Source organism: Mycobacterium sp. TH-M15 (assembly GCF_057473705.1).
On record NZ_JBYCLB010000498.1, the window covers coordinates 1 to 1,798 of the forward strand.

A 1,798-nucleotide genomic window follows, 5' to 3' on the forward strand; every position below is an offset into this window, starting at 1 on the left:
GCGAAGCGCCGGGGGGCCCGCCCTCCGGGGTGGACCTGCTGGGCGGCCCGCCGTCCGGCGTGGATCTGTTGGGCGGACGCCCGGGGTGGTCGAATTACACCGAACCCGAGGTGGACGAGGCCGACGAGAACGAGCCGGCCACCGAGCCCACCCGCATCCCGTCGGAGACCGGCCGCCATGCCGCCTCGGACGACGCGGGGCCGAGGACGGTGCGGCCGGAGCCGCCGACGGACCATGTCCTCTTCCGGCCGCACGCCGAGCGGTACCAGCCGTTGGTGGAGGGCGCCCGAGACGATCAGCATCAGCCGTGGGAGGCCCGCCGACCCGAGCCGGCGCGACCGGCGATGCATCTGCCGCTCGACGACCCCTACCGGGCGCCGGAGGGCTATCCGGTGAAGGCCAACTTCAGCTCTGGCCTGTACTACACGGTGGAGAGCGCGTTGTACGACGACACCCTCGCCGAGGTCTGGTTCGTCAGCGAGGAGGCCGCGCAGAACAACGGCTTCGTCCGGGCTCGCTGATCGCGCTGCGCAACCGCTGCAGCCGAGCGTTTTCAGCGCAGCGGCAGCGGGTCGTCGCGTTCGGCGGCCGGACGGGGGCCGAAGATGCGCCGCTGGTCTTCGCGGATCGCGACGTCGTTGATGCTGGATTCACGACGGCTCATCCGGCCGTCGTCGGCGAATTCCCAGAGTTCGTTGCCGTAGCTGCGCCACCACTGACCGTCGGCGTCGTGGCTTTCGTACCGGTAGTGCACGGCGATCCGGTTGCCGTGGCAGCACCACAGCTCCTTGCGCAGCGCGTAGTCGAGCTCACGCGCCCATTTGCGGCGCAGGAAATCCACGATCTGCGCCCGCCCACGGACGAACTCGTCGCGATTGCGCCAGACCGAGTCCTCGGTGTAGGCCAGTGCCACCCGCTCCGGATCCCGGCTGTTCCAGGCGTCCTCGGCGGCCTGCACCTTCTGTCGCGCGGACGCCTCGTCGAACGGTGGGCACGGCGGCAGCGGCGAATCGGGCATCACCAGCTCCTAACCTGCGTCGGTCACGGCGCCAGCCGGGCGACCGCCTCGGCGGCCGGGATGACGTCGTGTATGCGGTGGATGGTCTCGCCGGCGTAGAGCGCCGACCGGTCGACCACGGCCGGATCCCTGCCGACCAGCGGGCGCCGGGGTGAACAGCGGTATCGCGACGCGCTGCAGCGTGAGCATCGCGCCCCGGGAGCTCATTGGCAGCAGCCGACTCAGCGGTGCGGTCTGCCGGTTGAGGCCGCGCACCACTCCCGGTCCGAGCTCGCTTCGGGCGCACCAGCGGTCGGTGACCGCGTTCGGGACCACCCGGTACGGCAGCGGCCAGCCCATCCCGAACAGCAGGCTGCGGATCGTCCGGTCGGCGGTGAGCACCCGCTGCTTGTAGCCGGGGTGGGCGCGTGACTCCTCGGTGAGCAGAAACCGGGTTCCGGCCACCGCGCCGGCGGCCCCGGCGACCAGCAGCGTCCGGACCTCGTCGGTGCCGGCCACCCCGCCGCCCATGCCCGCCTGCACCACCGGACAGTCGAGGCCGAGCGACTCCAGCAGGCTCACCGTCGTCTCCCTCTGTCGGTGCGGTCGATGCTGTCGGTGTGCTCAGCGATCGTGGCTGTGCCGGGCGCCGCGGTGCTGTCGGTCGGGTGCCCGCACGACGACACAGCAGCGGCCCTTGCGCGGCGCCAGCACGGCGCGCTGGGGCGGCTCGCCAGCCCCTTCGAGCATGCCCTGGATCAGCTCCAGGTTGAGCCCGCAGACCAGTTCAGTGCACTGTCG

The 1,798-nt window shown here is 71.8% G+C and carries 3 protein-coding genes; 1 reads left to right on the forward strand and 2 read right to left on the reverse strand.

What is annotated here, in order from left to right; genetic code table 11:
* A partial coding sequence (locus AC2VNT_RS12145; RefSeq protein WP_486947099.1) for a sunset domain-containing protein occupies positions 1-521 on the forward strand: 521 nt, incomplete at its 5' end.
* A gap of 32 nt (positions 522-553) precedes the next feature.
* On the opposite strand, the gene AC2VNT_RS12150 is transcribed toward AC2VNT_RS12145, so the two are convergent.
* Positions 554-1,018, reverse strand: coding sequence for a nuclear transport factor 2 family protein (locus AC2VNT_RS12150; RefSeq protein ID WP_486947100.1), 465 nt, complete (start codon positions 1,016-1,018; stop codon positions 554-556).
* Positions 1,019-1,027: 9 nt separating this feature from the next.
* Positions 1,028-1,579: a nitronate monooxygenase gene (locus AC2VNT_RS12155; RefSeq protein ID WP_486947101.1), complete on the reverse strand. Its 552-nt coding sequence runs from the start codon at positions 1,577-1,579 to the stop codon at positions 1,028-1,030.
* Positions 1,580-1,798: the final 219 nt, after the last annotated feature.